The sequence below is a fragment of the Campylobacter sp. VBCF_06 NA8 genome, from assembly GCF_027737825.1.
Classification (GTDB): domain Bacteria; phylum Campylobacterota; class Campylobacteria; order Campylobacterales; family Campylobacteraceae; genus Campylobacter_B.
In genome coordinates this window covers 1-25,172 of the sequence record NZ_JAOVUB010000008.1, presented here as the reverse complement: position 1 = coordinate 25,172, position 25,172 = coordinate 1, and the positions used below count along the sequence as shown (strand labels likewise).

Below are 25,172 nucleotides of genomic sequence, written 5' to 3'. Positions count from 1 at the left end.
ATGCATGTAAGAAAATCAACAGGCATCTTGGATTGGTTAGATCAAAGACTTGCTGTTAATAAATTTATGAAAGTTATGATGACGGAGTATTGGATTCCGAAAAACATCAGCTTTTTATGGGCTATGGGCGTTATTTTGATGACGCTATTTATCGTGCTTTTCGTAAGCGGTTTAATGCTTGTAATGTATTACAAACCAGACGCCGCTTTGGCCTTTGATAGCGTAAATAAAACTATCATGCAAGAGGTAGAATATGGCTGGCTATGGCGACATATCCACGCAGTGGCTGCTTCGGTCGTGTTTTTGGTGATTTATATCCACACTTTTGTGGGACTTTACTATCGCTCATATAAGCAAGGCAGAGAGATGATTTGGGTCAGCGGTATGCTACTTTTCATACTTTTTTCAGCCGAAGCTTTTAGCGGATATATGCTTCCTTGGGGACAAATGAGCTACTGGGCGGCTATGGTTATTACAAATTTATTCGGCGGAATTCCAGTCATAGGACCAGCTGTGGTCGAGTGGATCAGAGGCGATTACGCTGTAAGCGATCCGACTTTGACAAGATTTTTTATGCTTCATGTCTGCTTGCTTCCGATAGTCGTAATCTCTGTCATCGCGCTTCACTTCTACGCGCTTCGCGTCCCTCATGTCAATAACCTAGACGGCGAGGAAATCGATTTTGAAGTTGAAAGTGAAAAATTCCTAAGTGGCGATACAAAAAATGCGAAAGTTATCCCATTTTGGCCAGGATTTTTATCAAAAGACTTTTTATATCTTTCAATCTTTATGATATTTTTCTTCTATTTAGTTGGCTTTCAATTCAATTTCGCAATGGATCCGATAAATTTCGACCCTGCAAACAGCCTCAAAACACCAAACCATATCTACCCAGAGTGGTATTTCTTGTGGCAATATGAAATTTTACGCGGATTTTTCTTTGATGTTGGACCATTAAAGGCAGCAGATATCGGACTTATGGCGTTTGCGTTCGCTGGCGTTTCATTAATGATAGTTCCATGGATGGATAGAAGCTCTGTCGTAGCCCCAGCTCACAGAAACAAAGCATATTTTATCTGGTTTTGGGTATTACTAATCGATATGATACTTTTAAGCCTATTTGGCAAACTCCCAGCAGACGGCGCAGAGCTTGGCATGTCAAATACAAAATGGGGCTTTATTTTATCGATACTTTATATCGCATTGATAGTAGTTGTCTTGCCTTTGATAACAATCGCAGAAAGAAAGAAAAGAGGTTAAGATGAAAGAGATAAAAACATTAGCAATACTCGTTGTTTTAGTAGCGGTTTTATACTGGATGATTGAGCCTTTTGCTCATACTAGACTTAGCCCGCATGTCGATCCTGCTAATTATGACTTTGCAGCCGAGGATATCACCCTTGCTACTACAAATGTAGAAAAGGCGCAAAAAGCCCTAGAAACAGCCCAAAACTCAGGCGATGAGGGTATGATCGCAAGTGCGACAAGAACGCTTCAAGACGCGAAAAACCAGCAAGACAAAGTTACGCTATTTTGGGACGAAATCAACAAAATCGACATTATCAAAGGTGATGCCACAAGAGGCGCTGATACCTTTATGAACGCAGGTTGTGTGGCATGCCACGGCGTAAGCAAGCTTGGCATGGACGCTCCAATGGACGCGACAAGCGCTAGCGAAGCTTATGGCGTAAATCCGCCAGATCTTAGCAGTGCAGGATATCTATACTCACCAAAATTCCTAGCCGCTCTTATCAAAGATCCTGTAATGGCGATGAAGCTAGATCATAAATTTGGCGATGAAAACCCGCACCCAATGCCAGCATTTTACGGACTTGGCGATGATATAAACCAAGAAATCGCAGATATCGTAGCATATCTACGCTCAATCGCACCAAGCGCAATGGAAAACGCGCAGGTTTTCGAGGACTCATGCCAAAGATGCCACGATGTCAAATATGCTGGTCGCAAAGTCACAAGCGATATGGAGAAAGTCGCAGCCTACATGGGCTCTACACCGCCAGATTTATCAATGATGATTCGCTCGAAGTTGCCTGATTATTTGCACGAGTTTATCAACGATACACAAAAGAAACTCCCGGGCACATCTATGCCTCGCGTTGGCTTGACACAAGAAGCTGAAAATCAAGTCGTCGCTTACCTCGAAGAAGTCGGCGATAGCAAAAAAGATGAGCGCGAAAAAACAGCACTTTACATAATGCTATATTTCGCGATTTTATCAGTTTTCGCTGGACTTTGGAAAAGCAAAGTTTGGTCGAAACTTCACTAAAACTAAGTAGTCGGTTCGCCGACTACTTTTAAATTTATCTCCTAAATTCCAATAAATTTTCTCAAATTTAATCTTTAAATTTTGCTAAATTTCGATTTTGAATCCGCATAAATTTTGCCTTAAATTTGGCTAAATTTCGGCTATCATTTATCCTTGTTTTTGATAAACATTTTTATTATAGTTTAAGTATTTTGCTGTATAATCCCAAACTGATTTTGAAACCAATTAGCAAAAAGGCAGGTTATGAAATTTATCCTAAAATCATCTTTTTTACTGATTTTTCTGTTTTTATCATCGCTTTTTGGCGCAGATTACCAAGTCCATGCCCAGGCGATAAAGGCCAAATTTGAGCAGGCTTTGAGCGCGTATGATAGCGGCGATAGCGCTAGTGCGCGCAAACTAACCCAAGAGGCGTATTTTAGCCATTTTGAAAATTTAGAAGCTGGAATTCGCATAAATTTAGGGCAAAAAAAATCCTACGCTATGGAAAAGCAGTTTGGAAATATCCGCAAAGCCTTTAAAGCAGGCACTCCAAGGGGCGAAATCGAGGCTATGATAGCGAAGTTAAATAGCGAAATCACTGAAATTTTGCCAGTCATCGAAAGCGGTCATAAACTAGTCGCCCAGTATCAAAACGAAGGCGAAGAACAGCCTCAAACTAACGCAAATCAAAGCGAAAATTCTGCCCCAAACACCACGCAAAATTCTAGCGCAAATTCAGGTGCAAATTCTGGTGCAAATTCTGGTGCAAATTCGGGTGCAAATTCGGGTGCAAATTCGGGTGCAAATTCGGCAAATCAAACCCCAAATTCCGACCCAAATTCTCCATGGCTTAGCGTTTATAATGATTTTATCACCGAGTTAAATAATGCAAAAACTGCCTTTGATAACAAAGACGAAACCGCGCTAAAATCGGCTCTAAACAAGGCTAAATTTGACATTTATCGCAACACTAGATTCGAAGAGGTCGTGCGAAAATATGTTTCTAGCAAAAACGACCAAATGATTCAACGAATTATCTCAAATTTATTGCGCGATAGCCTAAATACGGGCGAAGCGAAATTTAACCAATCTCTAAAAGATTTAGACGATTTGCTTCTTAGTGCCACACAAAATTTGCCTAGCCAAACTTACGCCCTAGCCCCACAAAGCGCGCAAGAGGCTAGCGAAAGCGAAGTGGCGCAAAATGCAGATTTTAGCCAAACCGTAGCAAACATAAAATCCAAAATGGCGCAGGTTTTGGCTCTGTATGAGGCTGGCAAAACCGATGAGGCAATCGATGAGAGCGGAAATATCTACTTCGACGAATACGAAGAAAGCGGTATGGAAGCCCTCGTGGGGGCGAAAAACTCCCAGCTCAAACTTGACACCGAGGCTAGCTTTAATAAAATTTCAGCCCTAATTAGCTCTGGCGCGCCAAAAGAGCAGATTATCGCAGCGCAAAACGAGCTTTTTGCGCAACTTGAAGAGAGCCTAAATTTGACGCAAAATTCTAGCGCATGGGATCTGTTTTTATACTCGCTCATAATCATTTTGCGCGAGGGTATGGAGGCCCTAATCATCGTGGCTGCCGTCATCGCCCTACTTATCAAATCAGGTAACGAGGGCAAACTAAAAATCGTTTATAGCGCGCTTGCGGTCGCAATTGCGCTTAGTTTTGCCACAGCGTGGGGCATAAGCGCGATTTTTGGCGCCGCAAAAGCAGGTCAAAGTCGCGAAATCCTAGAAGGCGCGGTCATGCTAGTAGCCGTGGGATTGCTGTTTTATGTCGGGTTTTGGCTACTTTCAAATGCAAATTCGAAAAAATGGAGCGCGTATATCAGTGGAGCAATTTCGCAAAGCCTGAGCGAAAAAGACGGCAAAATGCTATGGTGGATGGTCTTTTTGGCAGTATATCGCGAGGGAGCCGAGACGGTGCTGTTTTATCTAACGCTCATAATCGACGCTAAAACTCCGAGCGCGCTAGGTATGGTGGGCGCGGGGTTTGTCGTAGGCGTAATCGCACTGCTCGTGGTTTATATCCTAATCAAAAAATTCTCGCTTCGTATCGCAATCAAGCCGTTTTTTATGATAACTTCGGCGATTATTTTTTATATGTCGATTGTCTTTGTCGGCAAGGGAATAATGGAGTTAGTCGAGGGCAAGGTATTTACGCCTAGCATAATCGAGGGCTTGCCTACGATTACATGGCTAGGATTTTACCCTTACAAAGAGAGCCTTATCCCGCAAGCTGCGCTAATCGTGGCTTTAATAGTTGGAATTTTGATAATTAAGCAAAAAAACAAATCTATTTCAAAGGAGAATTTATGAAAAAATTATTTTCATCAGTTTTGGCTTTAAGCCTTGCTTCAAGTATCGCCTTCGCTGGCGAGCAACCTATCGGCGAACCAGTCGAAATGAACGGCATGGAGATCGCTGCTGTGTATCTACAACCAATCGATATGGAGCCAAAGGGCATTGATCTAGCCCCTAGCTTAGCTGATATTCACTTAGAGGCTGATATCCACGCGATCGAGGGCAATGCAAACGGCTTTGGCGAGGGCGAGTGGATCCCATACCTAAAAATCGGCTACGAGTTAAAAAACCTAGATAACGGCAAAATCCAAAAGGGAAATTTCATGCCAATGGTCGCAAGCGACGGCCCACACTATGGCGCAAATGTCAAAATGGAAAATGGCGTGGGAAATTATGAGCTGATTTTCCATATCGAAAATCCAGGCGCAAACGGCTTTGGTCGCCACGCTGACAAGGCCACAGGCGTGGGCAAATGGTGGGGCGCATTTGATGTGAAATACACATTTGCATACACTGGAACTCCAAAAGAATAACGAAATTTCACCCTTTTTGGGTGAAATTTTAGAAGTGTTTGAAAAAGAATTTTGCAAATTTAGCGTTGTGAGAAATGCGAAGCATTTCCGTAAAAATAAAACCAGCTAAATTTAGAAAAACTTCGTTTTTCTAAATTTAGCCACCTTGTAAAGCGTCGTCGGGGGAAATTCGCACGGTGCAAAAGGCACGAACAGCGCTTTTGCGTGCGAATTAAATGCAGGGGGAAGGGGCGCGACCTCGCAAAATGAGCGTAGCGACGGCGACAGCCGGCATTTCTTGCGAGCGAAGCGAAGCAGAGTAATTGCCCCCTTCCCCCTTACGAGAAAAGCAAAATTTTGCCTAAAATTTAAAAAATAATTCAATTCTAAATTTAGGTTGAATTTTAAATTTAAATTTCTCTGGATTGCTTCGCTCGTTACACTCGCTCGCAATGACACGCTTGTAAATGTTTTGGTTATTTTAGCTCGTAGATTGCCACGAATTTTGCTAACGCAAAATTCTCGCAATGACAAATTAGACAAAATTTAAATTTTAAATTTGCGTTTTATTTCAAACAGCTCTAAAATTTCACATTTAGGTTGCAGTTTTGTCGATATTTTTTTACCATTTTGTTTTGGCATTTTTGCCACTATTTATCATCACCGCGCACTTTGGCAAAAAAGATTTTGCATTTGCCTTTTTTGGAGCAGTGTTTGGGGGTGCCTGTTTTAGCGCGCTAAATCATAGTCTAATCGCGCAAGAGGGCAAAATTTTCTTTGATATTTTGGCTTTGGTTGCGCTATTTTTACTGCCTTTTTGCGCTAAATTTTGCCTTGCGAAACTGGCTAAATTTTGCATTTTTACTCTTGGCGTTTGCGCCTGTTTTGAGTATTTTTTAATCAGCGCAAATTTTAAAATTTTTAGCACCGAACTCCTTGATAGTGGGGCGATTCTCAACCTTTTTATGGTGATTTTAGCTCTTTCGTGCCTAATTTTATTTTACCTGCTTTATAGCGAAATTTTAAAAAATCGTGCGCGCGCAAATTTTGTCGCCCTTACCTTAACCTGCGCCCTCTTATTCATCGCAAAGCTCGGATTTGTGGGGCTAGGGATTAGGCAAGGCGGATACTTCGCAAATTTCGCCTCGCTAAAATTTATAAATTCGAGCGAATTTCTAAGCATAATCGCCAAAATCATCTACCACAACAACCAGCATTTGATATTGATTTTGTGCGCAATCGCCCTATTTATGGGGATTTACTACCTAAATTTAGCCCCCAAAAAACTAGCGCGAGATAAAAATATCATCGCTTGGCGCATAAACAAAAGCGCAAGGTTTAAAATTTGGCGCACTTTCCTCTGCACACTCGCACTTTGCGCCATATTTTGCGCTATTAGCCTCTATTATCTGCTAGTGGCCTCTCGCCCGCCTACGATCGATACACCTACGCTCGTAGAGCCCGTAAATGGCGAGTTTGTCTTTGACGCGCAGGCTTTGCAAGACGGGCGCCTTCACAGATACGCCTATATCAGCGACGACGGGCATAAAATTCGCTTTTTTTTGCTAAATAAATTTAGCACTCATCTCTCGCCGGTTGCGGTCTTTGACGCCTGCTCGATTTGCGGAGATATGGGCTATGTCAAAAAAAAGGGCGAGCTAATCTGCATAGCGTGCAATGTGCGAATTTTCTTGCCAAGTGTGGGTAAAATGGGTGGCTGCAACCCAATCCCTATGAAATTTGACTTTGACGGCGAGCGCGTAAAAATCGCGCTTAGCGAAATTTTAAGCGGGGCAAGTTATTTTAGCGAAATCGTCGAAAAACAGGTCATCGACCCTGTTTCGCGCGCGCAAATTTCAAATTCATCGAAATTTAGCTATTTGTATTATGGCAGGATTTACTTTTTCGAAAATGAAAAAAACGAAGAAATTTTCACCCTTAATCCACAAAATTTCGTCGATGAAAACGGCACTTTGAAGGAGCTTAAATAATGTTTTTTAGAATTTTAAAAGCTTCGATTTTTGGGGCTAAGGAGTCGAAATTTTTAGCGTTTTTGACGATTTTTTTATCTGTTGGCTTAATCGCTTGCATGCTAAATATCACTCTTAAAATCGGCGACAAATTAGCAAGCGAGCTTGGAAGATATGGCGCAAATATCGTGGTTTTGCCCAGATCTGCTAACCTAAATATCGAAATTGCAGGGCGCGATTTTTCGCCACTTGCAAACGATGATTTTTTAGCCGAAAGCGATTTGGTAAAAATCAAAGAGATTTTTTGGCGCAACAATATCACAAGCTACGCGCCGTTTTTATCCGAGCAAATCGATGAATTTGAGGTCGTTGGGACATACTTCGACAGACCCGCAGGAGTGAGCGATGAGCCTGATTTTAGGGTCGGAGTAAGGCACCTTTATCCATTTTGGCGCATGGAGGGCGAGTGGGCAAAGGATGGCGCAAATGATGAAGTCCTCGCAGGCGAAAAGCTGGGTTTAAAAATCGGCGATGAGATTGATCTAGGCATTTACACCGTGCGCGTGGTGGGGATTTTGCACGATGCGGAGGAATACAGCGGTAAAATTATCGCAAATTTAGCCTTCGTGCAAAAGCTCACTCACCGCGAGGGTCAAATCGCCAAAGCAGAAGTATCTGCAATGACAATCCCAGAAGATGATTTATCGGTAAAGGCTAGGCGAAATTTAGACAGCCTAGACGCCGTCGAGCACGATACTTGGTATTGCTCAGCCTATGTTAGCTCCATAGCATACCAAATCGCCGAGGATTTCCCAAACGCAAGCGCCAAAGCAGTCCTTAGCGTGAGCGAAGCCCAGAGCGGAATCACCAAAAAAATCCAAGGCCTAATGGGCGTGGTGAGTATCCTCTCGCTCATCATTTCTAGCATTTGCATTGCAAGCTTGCTTAGCAACGAAACCTTCAAGCGCAAAAAGGAAATCGGGCTTTTAAAGGCGCTTGGGGCTAGCGGTTTGGCTATATATTTGCAATTCATCGCCGAAACCCTCGTCGTGTGCCTTTTCGCTTCGATTTTAGGGGCGAGCGCGGGATACTTAGCAAGCCAAATTATCGCACAGCAAATCTTTGGCTCGTTTTTGGGCTTTGCTCTGCTAGTTTTGCCACTAAGCATTGCATTTGGGTTTGTAATCTGTCTAATCGGCTCGATTTTGCCACTTCGTAGCGCGCTAAAACTGCCACCAGCGGAGGTTTTATATGGTAGAAAATAATAAATTTTATCGCACGATAGTCTTAAAAAGCATTTTTGCCAACTCTTTGCGCTCGTTTGTGATTTTTATCGCAATCGCCCTTGGCTCGGCAGTTTGCGCAGCGTTTGTGAATATCTGGGCAGATATCGACAAAAAGGTCGCAGGAGAGCTAAACTCTTATGGGGCAAATTTGATAATCTCGCCAAATTCCTCGCAGAATTTTATCATTAGCGAAGATGAACTAAGGGCGAAATTTCGTAGTATTCCAAATCTCAAAGCGCACAATAGCTATCTGTTTAAAAGTGCGAATTTAGGGGTAAATTCGGCTGTGGTAATGGGCGTGGAGTTTTCAAATTTAGCAAAAACAATGCCATTTTTGCAACTCAAAGAGGGCGAGCTAATCAGAGTGGATTTCGACGATAAAAACGCCCTAATCGGCGAGGATTTAGCCAAAATTTTAGGCGTGAAGCTTGGCGATGAAATCGGCATTTCTCCGCACTCTGGGAGCGCAAATTTCACTCACAAAGTCCGCATAAAGGGCATTGTTTTTGACGGAGGCAAGGAAGATGGCTTGCTTTTAATCTCGCTAAATTTGGCGCAAAATATCTTTAACGCCAAAGGCGAAATTAACTACGCCGAAGCGATTGTAGATAGCGATTTTAAGGGTCTTAGCGAAATTTCACAAAATTTGAGCGATGAGAAAATGAGCTTTAATGTCGTGGGCAAAGTATCCAAAACACAAGGCATAATCCTAGATAAAATCAAGCTTTTAATGCTACTAAGCGGTTTTACGATTTTAGCCATAACCTCGATTTGCATAAATACAAGCCTTAGCCAAGTCCTACTCTCTCGCATTAAAGAATTTGCCCTGCTTCGCGCAATCGGCGCAAACAGAGCCAATATCTTTCACATAATTTTGGGCGAAATTTTGCTTTTGTGCGTTAGCGGGGCAGTATTTGGCGCGATAATCGGGTATTTTTTAGCCATAATTTTGGGTCAAATTTTATTTTCTAGCGGAGTGGATTTTAGATTTATAGGGCTTGTAATGGCGGTGATTTTATCATTGATTTTCGCGCTTAGTGCGAGTTATTATCCCATAAAACGGGCGCTAAATCCAAATTTGGCAAATTTATTAAAGGAATAATATGGAAATTTTAAAATTTAATGGTATTTGTAAATATTTTGGCGATGTAAAAGCGCTAGATGACATTAGCTTTGGCGCGAAAAAGGGCGAGTGGGTGAGCATAATGGGTCCAAGCGGGAGTGGCAAAAGCACGCTTGTAAATATACTTTCTTTGATGGATAGCCCCACAAAGGGCGAGTATTTGCTAGGCGGAGATGATGCTAGCTCGCTAAATGAAGCGCAAATTTTAGAATTTCGTCGTAAAAAAATCGGCCTTGTTTTTCAGCAATTCCACCTCATACCATACCTAAACGCCATTGAAAATGTCATGCTAAATCAATACTACCACTCCTGTGTCGATGAAAAAAGTGCAAAAAGCGCGCTCGAAAGAGTCGGCCTAGCGCACAGGCTGGCGCATAGACCAAGCGAACTGAGTGGTGGCGAACAGCAGCGGCTTTGTATCGCGCGCGCCCTAATCAACGAGCCTGATATCATCATCGCAGATGAGCCTACGGGCAATCTAGACGAGGCGAACGAGGCTGTGATTTTGGAGCTTTTTAAGGGACTGCGCGCCGAGGGAAAGAGCCTCATACTCGTTACGCACAATGAAGAATTAGGCAAATACGCCGATAAAGTCGTGCGTTTAAGGCACGGAAAATTAGATAAGATCGAGGTTTTAAATGAAATTTAAAATTTTAAAATTTGCGCTAGGGCTAGCGTGCGCTTTAATGCTTGGTGCATGTGATGGCGAAAAGCGCCATTTGGCCCTAAATGGCGAGAGTATCGCGACGAAATTTGACCCAAAAACTCGCTCTTTTATAGTCGGCGGAAACGACAAACCTGTGATTTTGTTTTTTTTCACGGCTTCGTGCGGGGCATGCGGGGTGCAAACCCCTATCCTAAATGAAATCCACGCCTCACAAAAAGCCCTTGTAATCGGCGTTTTAGGTGGTGGCGGTGAGCTAGAAACGGATCTTAAAACCGCGCGCGAAAAAGGGGTAAAATTCCCTACGCTTAGCGCGCCAGCCTCTGTGAAATACCTATCAAATGTCGCTGGCGGGATATTTGGCACGCCAACCTCGCTTATTTTCGATAAAAACGGCAAAATGGTAAAAAAACTAATCGGTCTGTATCCAAAAAGTGCGTTTGAAAATGAAATTTAAAAATTTAGTCTAAATTCAGTAATTATTTAAATTTTTCCACTAGAATTAGTAACTTTTTTATTTAAGGATAAGAAAATGACAAACCGCATATTAATCGCGATTTTCGCCCTATTTAGCGCACTTTGCGCCGAGCCGTATAGCGCGTATTCAAACGACGCTGTAATGAAAAAAAATCCTAATGGTGGTGCGAACCTAGACATCGCCAAACTCTACGAATACTCCGACGCGCTGTGCAAACACGCCTGCGAGTATCCGCTGAAATTTGACAGCGAGGACGAAGCCGAGCAAGGATACAACGACTCCGTGCTCATGGCGAGCGTTTTTGAATACATAAACAAAGAGATTATCACCGATAAAATCGACGCCAAAGACCGCACGCAATTCGATATGAAATTCGCCCAAATTTATGTATCCCAGCACAATTTCGATGTGCTAGGTGCGAAGGAAAAAGCCGACGCGATTTATGAGAGAATACTAGCGCGCGATAGCCAAAACGCCGAGGTTTTAACCACTTATGGCGAGTTTTTGCTAAATTCCACTCGCACAGACAAGGCAAAAGAAATTTTATCTCGCGCCGCAGCTCTTGGCGCAAAACGCCCGTATTTGGCACTCGCAGCAATCGAGCTAATGAATCAAAACAACGCCAAAGGGATTGAGTATTTAGAGATTTACTGCGCCGAGTTTAAAGACGACGAAAAGGCCAAAACCACGCTCGAAGGGCTAAAATCAGGCGATATCATAATCGAAAAAATTGAGCGATAATTTTGGGCTAAATTTGCGAAATTTGGCGAATTTTAAAATTTCTCAAATTTGCAAATTTAACCAAATTTAGCCAAATTTCACGCGCTAAGTTTAGAATTTATCGCGCGTGCCACGCAAAGAGCGCTAGCAAAGGCAAAATGCAAATTATATCCCCCTAGCATTCCGGACGCGTCTATACACTCGCCTGCAAAATACAGCCTGGGGATTTTCCTACTTTCACAATCTGCGCCTAGCTCGTCCGTGCAAACGCCACCCGCGCTAATTTCGGCCTTTTCAAAGCCAAAAGTGCCAGCAGGCGCAAACTCGTAAGAGAAAATTCGCGCGATTTTTTCCAACTCACTTTCGCTGTATTTTGAGAAAATTTTATCCTGCAAATTTTGCGAGCGCAAAAACTCCAAAACAAAGCGTTTTGGCAAAAATGGCAAACTCGAAAGCTGTTTTTTCCCGCCATTTAGGGCCTTTTCTAGGCTTTGCATATTGTGATTTGGGGCGAAATTTAGAGTGATTTTACCGCTTCTCCAAAACAGCGACGCATTTAAAATCGCTGGCCCGCTAATGCCTCTGTGCGTAAATAGCGCCTCGCCTACAATCTCGCGCCCTGCGAGCTTTGCGCGCACACCAAGGCTCACGCCACTTAGATTTTTAAACCAAAACTCGCTCTTTTGCACGCAAAGCCCCACGAGTGCTGGTCGAAATTTCTCGCACTTTATGCCAAAACTCACCGCAAAGCTTAGCGCGCTATCACTTGCGCCAAGCGCCCTAAAACTAGGCCCGCCTGTGGCGATTATGAGATTTTTGGCGCAAAATTTCTCGCCTTTAATGCTAAGCACATTAAAAATTTCGCCACTCTTTGAAATTTCGCAAATTTCGCAATTTGTGCGAATTTCGCAACTCTTTTGCGCCATAGATAGTAGTTTTTGCAATACTGCGCGCGAGTGGTTTTTGCAAAAATATTGAGCGTTTTTTTCTAAGCCAAATTCCAAAGGCGCAAATACGCTCAAAAGCTCATCTACGCTTAGCCGGCGCAGTATTTGCGAGATAAAATTTTCATCTCCTAAATAATTTTTCGCACTCAAATTCGCATTTGTGATATTGCACCGCCCGCCACCGCTGGCTAAAATTTTGCGCCCTGCCAAGGCGTTTTTCTCCACAATCAAAACGCTTTTTGCGCGCAAATTTATCGCGATAAAAAGTCCAGCCGCACCCGCGCCCACAACAATCACATCGTAAATCAAAATTTCTCCTATTTTTGGGCGCATTTTACTAAAATTTGCAAAATTGGGCAATAAATTTGGAGAATTTGTCTAAGCAAAATTTCAAAATTTCGCTAATATAAACCAAAAATTTCAAAGGGAAAAAATGATTTTAAAATCGATTTTTTGGTTTTTTGCTACGGTTTTGTTTTTGGGCGCGCTCGTGCTTTGCTTCGTGAAATTTCACCCTGTTTTTGGTGGAGTGCCAGATGAGATTTCTATGGCGAAAATCCGCGCCAGCAAGGCATACAATGGCAAAACCTTCGAAAACGCTCAGCCTACGGTGCTTGCGACCAGCGATGAAATGCCAAGCATGCTAAGCTGGCTTTATGATATGATTTTTACCCCCGAGGGCAAAAACCCCTCCCGTGCGCTTCCTAGCGTGAAATTTGAGCCTAGCGCCCTCAAAAACGGCGATTTTGTTTGGTTTGGGCATTCGAGTGTGCTATTTCGCATAAATGATTTAAATATCATCACCGACCCTGTATTTTACCGCGCCTCGCCCATTTTCGTGGGTGGTGCGCCATTTGCGTATGAGATAACGCCTAGGATTTCGGACCTGCCAGATAAGCTATGCGTGGTAATCAGCCACGATCACTACGATCACCTCGACATGCGCGCTATCAGGGAGATTGACGCCAAAGCAGAGCGCTATATCGTGCCTCTTGGCGTGCGCGCCCACCTGCTTCGCTGGGGCGTGCAGGACGCGAAAATCACGGAGCTAGATTTAGAAGAGAGCGCAAGCGTAAATGGTGTGAGTTTCACGCTCGAACGCGCTAGGCATTTTAGCGGTAGATTTCACAGAAATACCACGCTGTGGGGCTCGTATGCGATTATCGCTGATGAGGCTAGGATTTTTTACGGAGGCGATAGCGGAGATGGCGAGCATTTCGCGCAAATCGCGCAAAAATACGGACACTTTGATATCGCCATGCTAGAAAACGGCGCCTACAACCGCGCTTGGGCGCAGATCCACTCCATGCCAGAGCAAAGCGCTAAAAACGCCAGCGTGCTTGGTGCGCGCGCAATTTTGCCGATACACTGGGCGAAATTTGATTTAGCCTATCATAAATGGAGCGAGCCAATGGAGAGATTGGTGCGCGCTAGTAAGGAAGCTGGGGCGAAATACACTATCGCAACGCCGCTTGTGGGAGAAGTTTTCAACCTGTCAAATTTACCGCAAAACAGATGGTGGGAAGGTGTGAAGTAGCTGGGTTGCGGGACACTGCGCCAGATTTGTCATTGCAAAATTTTCACGCAAATAAAATTCCTAACACAAATTTTGCAAAAACACTGCCCCGAAATTTTAAATTCGTAGATTGCTTCGCTTTCTGCGAAAGCTCGCAATGACAGATTAAACAAATTTGCAAAACTCTTGCAATGACAATAACAAGCAAATTTCAGGGCAGTATTTTGCAAAATTTATGAAATTTTATAAAATCCGTCTTTTAAAATGATTTTCCCTAAATTTAGCAAATTTGCTAAATTTGCCTTTGAGAGTTCGCTAAATTTGGCTTTTACATCGCTTAGGCTTTGGGGACGGCGAATTAGCATAGATAGAATTTCATCTTCGCTAAAATCGAGCTTTTCGCTATCATATTTTGGTTTTGCGACTATATTTACGCTCTGATTTTTCAAAAATTTGCTTAAAAATTCTAACCTCTCGTAGCTTACTGGCTTAGCATTTTTAAACGCAGGCGGGCGATCAATCGTGCCTAAATCAATGCGAGTGGGATTTATTTTTTCAAGCACCGAATTTAGCGCTTCAAATTCGGCGGCAGTATCATTAAGACCTGCGACAACCAAAATTTCAATAACTAATTCGCCCCTAAATTCAGAGCTAAATTTAATCAAATTTGAGATAATTTCGTCCAAATTTACACTGCTATGCGGATTATCGATTTTTTTAAAAGTTTCACTAACCACGCTATCAAGGGAAAATTTACAAATATCGCATTTCAAAAACGCTTCGCGGTTTTGCGAAATTCTGCTTGAATTTGATAAAACTAGCAGTTTTTGGGGCAATTTTAAAGCCTTAATTTCGCTTACAAGTTCGCCAAATTTAGGGTGAAGGCTAGGTTCGCCATTAGCCGTAAGCGTGATGACTTGGGTATTTTTAAATTTATCCAAAGCCGTTTTTAGCTCATCAAGCACGGGCAAAATATCGCAAATCTCGCTCATCTGCGAAATAGGCTTTTTCGCCTTTAACTCGCAATACGCGCAGTTAAAGTTGCATTGCTTCGAATTTGGGCTTAAATCAATCCCAAGGCTCTGCCCAAAACGGCGCGAACTTATGGGACCGAAAATGTATTTCATTATCTCGCGCTCATTTCATGCACTAAATTTATGAAATATTTCGCATTTTCCACAGGAATATCAGGCAAAATTCCATGCCCCAAATTAAAAATGTGCGGGCGATTTTTCATAACTTCCAAAATCTGCGAAACACCCTGTTTTATGGCATTTTTATCGTAAAGGCGGGTTGGCTCCATATTTCCTTGAAGCGTGTATTTCTGCCCAAGTTTTGCCGCAGCTAACTCTATCGGAGTACTCCAATCCACGCCAAAAACATCGAAATTACCGCTAATCTTATCCAAATATCCGCTAATGCCCTTTGGAAAGACAATAATCGGCACTTGCGGGAATTTCGCCTTTAAATAGTCGCAAATTTCTAAAATATACTTCCAGCTAAACTCGAAAAACGCGCTTTCTTCCAACGCACTCGCCCAGCTATCGAAAATCTGCACGGCATTTACGCCATTTTTGATTTGGTTTTCAAGGTAAAGTTTGGTGGCTTCGGTTACGCTTCGCAAAATTTCGTACAAAAGCTCAGGGTTAGAATACGCCATTTTTTTGCAAATCGCATAAGTTTTTGTCGTGCCGCCTTCGATCATATATGTCGCCACCGTCCAAGGCGAACCACAAAAGCCAATCAGCGCCTTATCATCGCTTAAATTCTGCCTTGTTAGTGCAACCGTATCATAGACATATTGCAGATTTTTCACGGCTTTTTCGGGACTTAAAGCCTTTAAATCGTCCAAATTTTTCAAAGGATTTTTAAATTTTGGACCCTCGCCTGCGACAAATTCCAAATCAAGCCCCATTTCAAGCGGAACAACCAAAATATCGCTAAATAAAATCGCCGCATCGACGCCTAAAATATCCACGGGCTGGATAGTAACTTCACTAGCTTTTTTGTAATTTTTGCAAAGCTCCAAAAATCCGCCCACGCTTTTTCGCACTGCCATGTATTCTGGCAAATAACGCCCAGCTTGTCTCATCATCCACACAGGCGTATAAGGTGTCGGCTTTTTCAAACATGCGTCGATAAAAATCATCATTGCTCCTTAAATAGGCTAAATTTAGTGAAATTTGCAAAATTTAAAATGGGCGCCTTAAATTTGCGCCCATAAATTTATTTGTTTTCTTGAAGTTCAATCCAATCAAGTGCGATTCTAACGGCATTTGTAGCCGCTCCGACGCGGATTTGATCGGCACTGCACCAAAGGTGGAGAATTTTATCATCATAAATATCACGGCGAATTCTACCTACGAAAGTCTCGTTCGTATCGGTAGCGACGATTGGCATAGGGTATTTTTTCTCGCTTGGATCATCGTAAAGCACGACGCTTTTTGCATTTGCTAAAATTTCGCGCACCTTTTCAAGCGTGAAATCTTGTTTAAATTTAATCGTAATCGCCTCGCTATGGCTTCTCATGACAGGCACGCGCACGCAAGTGGCGGCTACTGGGAAGTTTTTGTGTAGGATTTTTTGCGTTTCATTTACCATTTTTAGCTCTTCTTTGGTAAAGCCGTTTTCGTTGAAAACATCGATATGAGGGATTACATTCATTGCGATTTGGTGAGCGAAAACCTTTGGCTCGCACTCATCAAGCTTAAAGGCAAAAAACGCTTGAAGCTGTTCGACTAGCTCGCTCATACCCTCTTTACCTGCGCCACTTGTGGCTTGATATGTGCTCACATCTACGCGCTCGATATCAAAAGCGTCGTTTAGTGGTTTTAGGATTTGCACCATTTGGATAGTTGAGCAGTTTGGATTGGCGATGATTCCTGTTTGCTCCCATAGCTCGATATCGCCGGGATTGCACTCAGGCACCACAAGAGGGACATCATCTTGCATTCTAAAATGGCTTGTATTATCGATTACCACTGCGCCACTAGCTGCTGCAAGCGGTGCGAAATGCGCCGAAATACTGCCACCTGCGCTAAAAAACGCGATATCAATCTCGTTTTCTTCAAAAGTAGTCTCAGTAAGCTCTTTTACCACATACTCTTTGCCCTCAAATTCTACGACCTCACCAGCCGAGCGCGCGCTAGCTAGTGGCAAAATATCTGCTACTGGGAAATTTAACTCAGACAAAACTCTAAGTATCTCTTCGCCAACAGCGCCTGTTGCGCCAACGATTGCGATGTTATATCTATTCATCACCCTCTCCTTGTATGATTTGATTTTCGCTATTTTCTAAATTTAGGCTCTCGCCACCATTTTCTTCGCCCACTTCGCCCTCATCATCGCTTTCTGCTTTCGGACAAGTAGCAATGCTTACCACATCATCGCCCTCGACATTTACCACGATGACGCCACTTGTGTTGCGTCCGGCCTTGCGTATGCTTTGGATATCTGTGCGAATCATCTTGCCACTTGTGGTTAGTGCCATGAGATCCATTTCCTCATCGACCATTACTACGCCCACCAAATCGCCGGTGCGGTTTGTGAGCTTCATGCAGATTACGCCCTTGCCACCGCGGTTTGTAAGGCGATATTCGCTAGCTGTGGTGCGTTTGCCAATACCTTTTTGGCTCACGCTTAAAATTTCTAAATTATCATTTAAAATAAATGTCGCTCCAATCACCTCATCGCCAGCTTCTTTAAATTTAAGCCCTCTCACGCCTCTGGCTACGCGTCCCATTTGGCGAACTTTACCGAGTTTAAATTTAACGCACATACCCTTTTTAGTAGCGATGAAAATCATATTTTCGTTGATTTCGCTGCTGTTTTCATCTAAAATTTCGCTCTCAACTTCTTCGATTTCTTGCGAAATTTCTAAATTTTGTCCATTTTCATCATCGCTCTCAATCGGTGCGCTCTCGCCTGCCTCATTTGGCACGATTAGCGCGGTTACTAGCGCGTCATCATCGTCTAGGCTGATAGCCCTTACGCCAAGCGAGCGGATATTTGAAAACGCGCTTAAATTTGTGCGTTTTACGATACCATTTTTGGTGAAAAATACTAACGATTTGCTATCTGAAAAATCGGTAGTCGGGATTATCGCCATGATTTTTTCATCGCCTACGAGTTTGATTAAATTTACAATCGCCTTGCCTTTGGCTGTGCGTGAGCCCTCTGGGATTTTATAGACTTTGAGCCAGTAAAGCTGTCCGCGATCTGTAACAAACATAAGCGTATCGTGGGTGTTGCTAGTGAAGAAATTTTCGATAAAATCATCATCGTATGTAGTCACTGCTACCCTGCCCTTGCCACCACGCTTTTGCTTCTCGTAAGTCTTGCTTGGCACGCGTTTTATATATCCGCGGTGCGTGATAGTTACGACCATATTTTCGTTTGGTATGAGATCCTCGATATCGATATCATCGTAGTCATCGACGATTTCTGTAATGCGCGGGCATTTAAATTTATCTTTGATTTCTAAGAGCTCATCTTTGATAATTTGCTCGATTAAATTTTCAGATTTTAGGATATTTTCAAGGCGTGAAATTTCGACCAAAAGCTCTTTTAGCTCGTTTTCGATTTTTTCGCGCTCCAAGCCAGTTAGCTTGCTTAGCCTCATATCCAAAATCGCGTTTGATTGAAGCTCGCTTAGGCCAAATTTAGCCATTAAATTTTCCCTAGCTATCGCAGTATCGGCTGAATTTCTAATGATTTCGATCACTTCGTCAATATTATCAAGCGCGATTTTAAGGCCTTCTAAAATGTGCGCCCTAGCGCGCGCCTTTTGAAGCTCGAAAATCGTGCGTCTAATGACGACGGTTTTTCTGTGATTTAAGAAAAGTTTAAGTAGCTCGATTAGCGAGAATACCTTTGGCTCTTTGCCATCTATTGCTAGCATAATTACGCCAAAAGTGCCCTCCATGGTGGTTTGTTTGAAAAGATTATTTAGCACGATATCGCTCATAGCGTCGCGTTTGAGCTCGATTACGACGCGAATTCCCTCGAAATCGCTCTCATCGCGCACTTCGCTAATGCCCTCGATTTGCTTATCTTTGACCAAATCCGCGATTTGCTCGATAAGGCGGGCTTTGTTTGTCTGATATGGAAGCTCGTCGATTACGATGACATCTTTGTTGGCCTTTTTTTCGATATGCGTTTTGGCCCTGAGTTTGACCCTGCCACGCCCAGTGCGATAAGCATCGATTATGCCTTTTTTACCAAAAATAAGTCCGCCAGTTGGGAAATCTGGACCTTTGATGTATTGCATGACCTCTTCAAGGCTAGCGTTTTTATTGTCGATTAAAAGCAAAAGCCCATCAACAAGCTCATCAAGGCTGTGTGGCGGGATATTTGTCGCCATACCCACAGCGATACCACTTGATCCGTTTAAAAGCAAATTTGGCACGCGCGCAGGAAGCACATCAGGCTCACTTAGGCTCTCATCGTAGTTTGGTATGAAATCGACCGTCTCTTTGTCTAAATCTTTCAAAAGCTCTTCGGCTAGTGGCGTCATTCTAGCCTCTGTATAACGCATAGCAGCTGCGCCATCTCCGTCAATCGAGCCGAAGTTTCCCTGACCATCGACGGTTGGAATTCTCATAGAAAAGCTTTGTGCCATACGCACTAGCGCATCATACACCGCTGTATCGCCGTGTGGGTGGTATTTACCAATGACATCGCCCACAATACGCGCTGATTTTTTATATGGTTGGCGAGAGCTAACTCCAAGGTCGTTCATAGCGTATAAAATTCGCCTATGCACAGGCTTCAAGCCGTCTCTGGCATCAGGTAAGGCGCGACCTATGATAACGCTCATCGAATAGTCTAAATAGCTTGTTTTTATTGATTCTTCAACATCTATGTCTATGATTTCTTGTGTGTCAAAAATACTTTCTTGCATATCTTTCCTTATTGCAAATTTAAACTTTTGATTTTAGCAAAAAAACCTTTTGAGTAACCTAAAATTCGCGTAAATTTGCTTAAATTTGTGCATTTGCCAAAACTATGCCAAAAACCACTCTAAATCCAGCCTTTTTTAAAACCTCCCTAGCCTCCAACATACTAAGCCCGGTTGTAACGATATCATCGACTAAAATCACGGGAAATTTTGGCTCTTTTGTAATTTTATAATCGCGCCTGTGTTTTAAGCGAAATTCCAAGGACTGACCTGCGTATTTGACCTTGTTTTGGGCTTTGATTACGCCATAAGTTGGCGTTATTTCGCGCGAGTTTAGCGCGCGGGCTAAAACGGCAGTATGCGAAAATCCAGAGCCAATATCATCATCTAGCGGGAGGGCTTGAAATTTGAAATTTGGTATTTCGTGCGTGATATTTGGCAAATTCTCATCTAAAAAAGCCTTAAATTCATTTGGAAATTTCGCCAGGCTAAATTTAGCCAAGCGCGATAAAACCGCACTTCCGTGCAAATGGTGCTTGGAAAGGATTAAATTTTTAACCTCCGAGTATCCGTAATAATAAAATACCACGAAATCCTCCACCACACGCGCGTTTAGGCGGTTTTGCGAGAGGGTTCGCGCACAAGAGGCGCAAAAAAGGCGCAGGGAAAATGCGCCACAATTAATGCAACGCATTTAAAATTTAGAGCGAAGAGACGATTTGATCAGCTGATTTTTTGATGATATCTCTTAGCATACTTTCGACGAAAGGCTCCATTGTGCGGGCATTGCGAAGGGCTGCAAACTCGCTTTGATCTTGGGCTACGCGCTTAGTAATCGTTCTGGTGCCATTTACGATAGTGATGAAAACTTCGGCTTTTGCGCTCATGTTTTGTTTAGAATACCCCTCGATTGCGGCATTTAGGGTTTTGATATCCACGCTTATGCTAGCCCCACCTGCGCCTATGGCTACGCCACGCGCGCCAAGCTCGGTTTTAAGGGCGTTTTCAAACCACGAACTCAAATCTGTTTTAAGCAAAACCTCATCGATTAAATTTCCGCTATTATCGTTGATAGTGCCGATAATTAGTGTATTTTGGCGAGAGTCTTTGATATTTAGCTCGCCAGCGCTTTTGGTTTTTGCTTGTGGCGCAACACCAGAAATATATGGACTAAGCCCCAAAACAGGCGTATTGCTCGAACACCCTGCGATTAAAAGTGCAAAGATTGCGACAAAAATTGATTTCATTTTGATCCTTTTTTGAAAAATTTGGCGTAATATAGCGATAAATTTTAAATTTATAGTTTTTTTTGTATTATTAAAGGTTTTAAATCAAGGAGAAATTTTGCAAGCACTCGCACTAAAATACAGACCCAAAAACTTCGACGCCCTAATCGGACAAAACGCAATCGCAAGCTCCCTAGCGCACGCACTCGACGGCGCAAGACTAGGACATGCGTATCTTTTTAGCGGACTTAGAGGCTCTGGCAAGACCTCGACCGCGCGTATTTTCGCCAAAGCCCTGCTTTGCGATCACGGACCCACTTCGAAGCCTTGCGAGAGTTGCGATAACTGCATAATGGCAAACGAGGGTCGCCATATCGATATCATCGAAATGGACGCTGCAAGCCACCGCAAAATCGACGATATCAGGGAGCTAATCGAGCAGACCAAATACTCCCCGGCTAGTGCGAGATTTAAAATTTTTATCATAGACGAGGTTCATATGCTTACCAAAGAGGCTTCAAACGCCCTTTTAAAGACGCTTGAAGAACCGCCTGCGTATGTGAAATTTATCCTAGCCACCACAGACCCGCTCAAACTACCAGCGACCGTGCTTTCGCGCACGCAACACTTCCGCTTCAAACCAATCGCCCAACTAGCGATTATTTCGCACCTTGAAGCGATTTTGCAAAACGAGGGTATTTCTTACGAAAACGGCGCGCTCAAAATCCTAGCCAGAAGCGGTTCTGGCTCGCTCAGAGATACTCTCACGCTTTTAGATCAAGCCATAATTTATAGCGAAGAAAATGTCACGCAAACCGCAGTAGCCGATATGCTGGGGCTCCTAGATCCCGCCAAAATCAATGAAATTTTAGAAATCGTTTTGCGCCAAGACCGCGTGGGCGCTATCGAAATCGTCAAAGAGATCGAAAACTACAACGCCGAGACCATAATCGACGAGATGATTGCAAATTTAAAAGAGAAATTTTTGCGAAATGATACCAAATTTAGCATGCTAATTTATGAGCGATTTTTCCGAATTTTAGCCGGCGCAAAAAGCATGCTAGGCGTGAGTTCGGATAATACTTACTCGCTTTTGATGATGATATTTTTGATGATGGAAGCTGTGAATTTGCAAGAAATCGACGAGTTAATCGAAATTTCAAAATCCATTGGTGATAGCGGTGCAAGCGGGGCGAATTTGGGCTCTGCGCCAAATTTTGCTACGCCAAAAAGCGCGCAGGCAAATGCAAATTTCAGCGCACCGCGAAATGCGCCAAATTTTACGCAAAATTCAGCGCAAAATCCAGCCCCTGCGCAAAACAGCACTAGCCAAAAACTAAACGATTTAGAGCAAAAAGTAGCGCAAAAAACAGGCGCAGATACGCTAAATGCGAATTCGGCGTATGATAAATTTCTCTCAAATTTATACGATAGAAGCTACGAGCTAGGCGAGAAATTTGATAATTGCATTGAATTTGTCAAATTTGAAAACTCCACTTTGTATCTGATTTCTCGCGCCAAAAACGAGGACAAAGAGTATTTGCGCGCCGCGTCAAAGGCGATAAATAGCGTTTTGAAAATGACTTTTGGCGAAAATGCTAAAATTTTAATCACCCAAAATGCCCCACTTCGCGAGGCGGAGCCAAAACCGAATTTAACAACCCCGCCAAAGGATTTACCCAAGCTAAATTTGCTAAATCAGACAAATTTGAGCAATTACGAAATCAGCGCCGAAGCAGCCAAGCCCGATATGCAAAAGACCAGAAGCGAGCTTGCCAAGCTTGCAAGCGAGGCTGTGAGCAAGGAAGAAATTTTAAAAACCGAGCTTGCAAATCTTTTCGGCGAACCGAGTAAAATCGTAGAAAATTAGCTTAAATTTATCAGCTTTGGTGTAAAATTAGGGCTCATCTTATCACAAAGGCAAAATATGCGTGGCTATAAAATCGTATCAGGAAGTGCCAATCCTGACTTCGCAAAAAAAATCTCAAAATACCTATCCCTGCCACTTAGCGAGTGTTCTATCAAGACATTTAGCGACGGCGAGATTAGCGTGCAAATCGGCGAAAGTGTGCGCGGTAAGGATGTTTTCGTCATACAACCGACCTGCGCTCCGGCTAACTCAAATTTAATGGAGCTTTTAATCCTAAGCGACGCGCTAAAAAGATCAAGCGCTAGATCAATCACAGCCGTGGTGCCGTATTTCGGATACGCTAGACAGGACCGCAAGGCAGCCCCAAGAGTGCCAATCAGCGCCAAACTCGTCGCAAATATGATGCAAACAGCGGGCATTGATAGAGTGGTGACAATGGATCTACACGCTGGACAAATTCAGGGATTTTTCGATATTCCGGTAGATAATTTATATGGATCTTTGGCATTTTTGGACTATTTCAAAAACAAAAATTTAAAAAACCCTATCATCGCTAGCCCAGATGTCGGCGGTGTGGCGCGCGCAAGATCCTTTGCTAAAAAGTTAAATTTGGATATGGTTATTGTAGATAAAAGACGCGAAGAAGCCAACAAAAGCGAAGTTATGAATATCATCGGCGATGTAAATGGCAAAGATGTGATTTTAATCGACGATATGATCGATACAGCTGGCACTATCGTCAAAGCCGCCGCTGCGTTTAAAGAAAGGGGCGCGACTAGCGTTATGGCGTTTTGCACACACGCGGTTTTAAGCGGACCAGCTTATGAAAGGCTAAATGAGGGCGCGCTAGATGAGCTAATCGTCACAGATACGATTCCGTTGCGCCAAGAGTGCGATAAAATCAAAGTCATCTCGGTAACATCGCTATTTGGCGAGGTTATCCGTCGCGTATATCACGACGAGAGCGTAAATAGCCTTTTTGGTTAAAAATTTATACTAGAAATTCTTCAAATTTACCCGCATTTGCCGTGAAATTTAAATTTTATTTTAAAATTTCACGGTAAAATTACTCCTAATATCTTTTTAAAAAAAACTAAAATTTCATTTATAGGAGTATATAATGAAAAAGTTTTTACTTTTATCACTTGGCTGTGCATGTGCATTTGGTGCCTCTTTGCAAGAAATTCAATCAAGCAAAAAGGTTAAAATCGGTGTGCGAGAAAACCTGCCTCCATTTAGTTCGCAAGTAAATGGAGGGAGCGAGGGATTTGAGGTATCTTTGGCCAAAGAAATCGGCACAAAGCTAGTAGGAAGCGACGGCTCAATCGACTTAGTAGTCATCGAGGCAAAAGATAGACTTCCTATGCTTAAAAACGGCGATTTAGACCTAGTGGTCGGCAACTTTTCTGCCACACCAGCGCGCGCTAAGGAAGTGGATTTTTCAGTGCCATACCTAGCAGATGTGCAAGTCGTAGTCACCAGAAAAGCTGACGGAGTTACAAAACTATCTGATTTAAAGGGCAAAAAAATCATAGTCCAAAAGGGTACCACAAGCGATGATTGGCTCAAAACAAATGCACAAAAATATAGTTTTGATGTTTCTTACTGCGAACATGGCGTAGAGTGCGCGGAAAAAATGCTATCAAACGAAGTCGATGGCTACATGCACACAAATATCACAGCCGCCGCAGTTGTGATGAATAATCCTAGCTTAGAAACTGGCATCAAAAGCGTAGGCGAGATAGATTATATCTGTGTGGGCGCGCAAAAAGGCAACGCAGAGCTTGTAAATTTCGTAAATAACGCGATTATTGAGCTAACAAAGGCGGAGTTTTTCCAACACGCATACACCGATACTTTCGAGAAATTTTACAAAGGTAGTATTGATAAAAAATACCTTCTGCTAGACGATTTCCTTAGCAATTTTTAGGCCAAATTCTACTTTATAAGCCCAAATTTGGGCTTATAAATTTCTATGATTTGTCATTTGCAAGCAAACGCAGCTAACATGCCAATCCATGGGATTTTCATTGACTTTTAATTTGTCATTGCGAGCCGTGCTTGCACGGCGTGGCAATCTACGACTTTAAAATTCCTTGCGCCAAATTTGCTGTCATTGCGAGCCCAGCGTTGCAATCCATGGAAATTCAAACAAATTTTAATTCACAGAAAAATTTATCGGAATTTATATTTTATGGAATTTTAAAAAACTCACTCTAAATTTTACTGGATTGCTTCGACGGCGTTGCCGTCTCGCAATGACACGAATTACAGTGTCTGGCGGTTTATACTCGTAGATTGCCACGAATTTTGCTAGCGCAAAATTCTCGCAATGACAAATCAGACAAATTTCGCTCGCCACTGTCATTGCGAGGCGCA

Annotated in this window: 21 protein-coding genes; 14 read left to right on the top strand and 7 right to left on the bottom strand. The window is 42.9% G+C overall.

The features are described 5' to 3' along the window. The 10 genes from OFO10_RS08170 (at position 1) to OFO10_RS08125 (ending at position 11,356) form a co-directional block, all read left to right on the top strand. The gene (locus tag OFO10_RS08170) at positions 1–1,260 is read left to right on the top strand and encodes a cytochrome b (RefSeq protein ID WP_270866808.1); all 1,260 of its coding nucleotides are present in this window, start codon (positions 1–3) and stop codon (positions 1,258–1,260) included. 1 nt (position 1,261) lies between these two features. Then, positions 1,262–2,287, top strand: a complete 1,026-nt coding sequence (locus tag OFO10_RS08165; RefSeq protein WP_270862102.1) for a c-type cytochrome — start codon at positions 1,262–1,264, stop codon at positions 2,285–2,287. A 243-nt stretch (positions 2,288–2,530) separates the two neighbouring features. After that, entirely contained in the window at positions 2,531–4,597 is a 2,067-nt protein-coding gene (locus tag OFO10_RS08160; protein ID WP_270866807.1) for an FTR1 family iron permease, read from the top strand. Then, positions 4,594–5,115 carry an iron transporter gene (locus tag OFO10_RS08155; RefSeq protein WP_270859954.1) on the top strand — a complete coding sequence of 174 codons (522 nt, stop codon included), beginning with the start codon at positions 4,594–4,596 and terminating at the stop codon, positions 5,113–5,115. Before OFO10_RS08160 ends, OFO10_RS08155 begins: the two co-directional genes overlap by 4 nt. Before the next feature lie 587 nt (positions 5,116–5,702). Further along, positions 5,703–7,085: a Fe-S-containing protein gene (locus OFO10_RS08150; RefSeq protein ID WP_270866806.1), complete on the top strand. Its 1,383-nt coding sequence runs from the start codon at positions 5,703–5,705 to the stop codon at positions 7,083–7,085. Then, positions 7,085–8,329, top strand: a complete 1,245-nt coding sequence (locus OFO10_RS08145; RefSeq protein WP_270866805.1) for an ABC transporter permease — start codon at positions 7,085–7,087, stop codon at positions 8,327–8,329. Before OFO10_RS08150 ends, OFO10_RS08145 begins: the two co-directional genes overlap by 1 nt. After that, positions 8,316–9,452 (top strand): ABC transporter permease, encoded by a 1,137-nt coding sequence (locus OFO10_RS08140; RefSeq protein ID WP_270866804.1) that lies wholly within the window; start codon positions 8,316–8,318, stop codon positions 9,450–9,452. Before OFO10_RS08145 ends, OFO10_RS08140 begins: the two co-directional genes overlap by 14 nt. Before the next feature lies 1 nt (position 9,453). Further along, positions 9,454–10,122: an ABC transporter ATP-binding protein gene (locus tag OFO10_RS08135; RefSeq protein WP_270866803.1), complete on the top strand. Its 669-nt coding sequence runs from the start codon at positions 9,454–9,456 to the stop codon at positions 10,120–10,122. Then, positions 10,112–10,594, top strand: a complete 483-nt coding sequence (locus OFO10_RS08130) for a TlpA family protein disulfide reductase (RefSeq protein ID WP_270866802.1) — start codon at positions 10,112–10,114, stop codon at positions 10,592–10,594. The genes OFO10_RS08135 and OFO10_RS08130 overlap by 11 nt, the downstream gene beginning before the upstream one ends. Before the next feature lie 75 nt (positions 10,595–10,669). After that, positions 10,670–11,356, top strand: coding sequence for a tetratricopeptide repeat protein (locus OFO10_RS08125; protein ID WP_270866801.1), 687 nt, complete (start codon positions 10,670–10,672; stop codon positions 11,354–11,356). A 77-nt stretch (positions 11,357–11,433) separates the two neighbouring features. Here OFO10_RS08125 and OFO10_RS08120 read toward each other — a convergent pair whose 3' ends face one another. Further along, entirely contained in the window at positions 11,434–12,591 is a 1,158-nt protein-coding gene (locus tag OFO10_RS08120) for an NAD(P)/FAD-dependent oxidoreductase (protein ID WP_270866800.1), read from the bottom strand. A 124-nt stretch (positions 12,592–12,715) separates the two neighbouring features. On the opposite strand from OFO10_RS08120, the gene OFO10_RS08115 reads away from it, so the two are divergent. Further along, on the top strand, positions 12,716–13,819 hold the full coding sequence (locus OFO10_RS08115; RefSeq protein ID WP_270866799.1) for an MBL fold metallo-hydrolase: 1,104 nt from the start codon (positions 12,716–12,718) through the stop codon (positions 13,817–13,819). A gap of 212 nt (positions 13,820–14,031) precedes the next feature. Here OFO10_RS08115 and OFO10_RS08110 read toward each other — a convergent pair whose 3' ends face one another. From OFO10_RS08110 to OFO10_RS08085, 6 genes are all read right to left on the bottom strand, one after another. Further along, positions 14,032–14,925: a radical SAM protein gene (locus OFO10_RS08110; protein WP_270866798.1), complete on the bottom strand. Its 894-nt coding sequence runs from the start codon at positions 14,923–14,925 to the stop codon at positions 14,032–14,034. Next, entirely contained in the window at positions 14,925–15,947 is a 1,023-nt protein-coding gene (gene hemE, locus OFO10_RS08105) for a uroporphyrinogen decarboxylase (RefSeq protein ID WP_270866819.1), read from the bottom strand. Before hemE ends, OFO10_RS08110 begins: the two co-directional genes overlap by 1 nt. 77 nt (positions 15,948–16,024) lie before the next feature. Next, complete coding sequence (locus tag OFO10_RS08100; protein WP_270866797.1) at positions 16,025–17,056, bottom strand: aspartate-semialdehyde dehydrogenase; 1,032 nt, start codon at positions 17,054–17,056, stop codon at positions 16,025–16,027. After that, the gene (gene gyrA / locus OFO10_RS08095; protein ID WP_270866796.1) at positions 17,049–19,700 is read right to left on the bottom strand and encodes a DNA gyrase subunit A; all 2,652 of its coding nucleotides are present in this window, start codon (positions 19,698–19,700) and stop codon (positions 17,049–17,051) included. Before gyrA ends, OFO10_RS08100 begins: the two co-directional genes overlap by 8 nt. 79 nt (positions 19,701–19,779) lie before the next feature. Further along, positions 19,780–20,391, bottom strand: a complete 612-nt coding sequence (locus OFO10_RS08090; RefSeq protein WP_442868006.1) for a ComF family protein — start codon at positions 20,389–20,391, stop codon at positions 19,780–19,782. A gap of 7 nt (positions 20,392–20,398) precedes the next feature. Further along, positions 20,399–20,944, bottom strand: coding sequence for a YajG family lipoprotein (locus tag OFO10_RS08085; RefSeq protein ID WP_270866794.1), 546 nt, complete (start codon positions 20,942–20,944; stop codon positions 20,399–20,401). A 94-nt stretch (positions 20,945–21,038) separates the two neighbouring features. On the opposite strand from OFO10_RS08085, the gene OFO10_RS08080 reads away from it, so the two are divergent. From OFO10_RS08080 to OFO10_RS08070, 3 genes are all read left to right on the top strand, one after another. Further along, the gene (locus OFO10_RS08080) at positions 21,039–22,793 is read left to right on the top strand and encodes a DNA polymerase III subunit gamma/tau (RefSeq protein WP_270866818.1); all 1,755 of its coding nucleotides are present in this window, start codon (positions 21,039–21,041) and stop codon (positions 22,791–22,793) included. Between the two features lie 57 nt (positions 22,794–22,850). Beyond that, on the top strand, positions 22,851–23,780 hold the full coding sequence (locus OFO10_RS08075; RefSeq protein ID WP_270859651.1) for a ribose-phosphate pyrophosphokinase: 930 nt from the start codon (positions 22,851–22,853) through the stop codon (positions 23,778–23,780). Between the two features lie 133 nt (positions 23,781–23,913). Next, positions 23,914–24,723: a transporter substrate-binding domain-containing protein gene (locus OFO10_RS08070; RefSeq protein WP_270866793.1), complete on the top strand. Its 810-nt coding sequence runs from the start codon at positions 23,914–23,916 to the stop codon at positions 24,721–24,723. Positions 24,724–25,172 lie beyond the last annotated feature (449 nt).